Here is a 1,218-nt window from a genome sequence, read left to right as displayed (position 1 = left end):
GGCGTTAGGCGATACTAGACATCGACAGGCATTGATGGTGATAATGCCTTCCTTTGTTATCAATCTCTAAATTTATATTTGGCTCATAATCAAAGGTTACAATCGATGCGTACTCCATTCCGTTTTATCTTATCCTTACTTGGGCGAGCCAATTCTCATGAAGCGACAGAGGTCATTACTGGGGCAGACGAAACAAAGGTTGTTTCCAATGAGCCTGTGATGAAAAGCGCGCTGAAGACTCATATTAAAAATTTAGAAGGTAAGCAGCGTGTTTATGATGCGACCTTAGAGAGTTTTATTAAAACCAACCAGTTTTCATTGAGTATTGCGGAAAAAAACTGTTTTGGATTTGAAACTGGGTATCGAGACCTTTGCAAGCTATTTGCGATTGGTCACTATCTACCATCAGTCGCAGACTCTGAGGTAGTAGAGCATTTTTTCTCTGCTCAACAGTACGCGATATTATGGTTACGCCAGATGAATCAACCGAAAGGGGAGTTCATCCCCTTTCAATACCAAGGAGTAGATTTTGCAATTCCAGCTCAAGGTAGAACGGAGTATATTCAGTCGCTTGATTGGCTTGATATGCTTTACCTCACTATTGTCACGGGGCGTAATGAGGATTTAAATTTATTAATAGAACTTCTGCATAAGGGGCAAGTGGCATGGCGCTCTGAGCAAGGTCGGTATCATCTTGAAATAGTGCTGCATATGCTTGGCCTCCAAGCCAGCTGTGATATTACTGATTTAATCAATCGGTTTATTGCCCATATCCAGCGAGAAGGCCAAACACCTAAGGAGCGCATTCCTAGTTACCACGGGATTACAGTGACCTTGGGCTTTTTCGATGTGATGCAAGCTATACATCAGCAAGACCAAGTGGCGTATAACCTATCCATGCATCGTGCTTTAGACATGCATAAAGAGTGGTGGACTCACGATAAGGATTTTAAAACAGATCCGAAAGGTTATATTTCATTACATCTCCTCACGGCAGCCAAATATGCGTATGAAAAATATGGCTATACACTCGATGTGAAGTCAGATTACATACCCAGTTATCTCTACCAGAGATAGTTCATCTGCAAAATCGCCTAACAAGGCGTTAAAGAGGGATTCGCAACGCGTAGCATTTTCGTTATGCATTGATTTTATTAGTTTTTAGTGCAATGCGGTGAGTCGGTAGTTGCGTTGCTCACCCCTTAACGCGGCGTTATG

At 42.2% G+C, this 1,218-nt stretch carries 1 protein-coding gene; it reads left to right on the top strand.

Annotated features, from left to right (window positions below):
- Nucleotides 1-105: 105 nt before the first annotated feature.
- Nucleotides 106-1,077, top strand: a complete 972-nt coding sequence (locus FKQ60_RS17250) for an immunity 49 family protein (protein ID WP_170906824.1) — start codon at nt 106-108, stop codon at nt 1,075-1,077.
- Nucleotides 1,078-1,218 lie beyond the last annotated feature (141 nt).

Origin of the sequence: Vibrio sp. A11, from assembly GCF_013048705.1 — a bacterium.
Lineage (GTDB): Bacteria > Pseudomonadota > Gammaproteobacteria > Enterobacterales > Vibrionaceae > Vibrio > Vibrio metschnikovii.
This window is presented reverse-complemented; position numbering and strand designations above follow the sequence as displayed.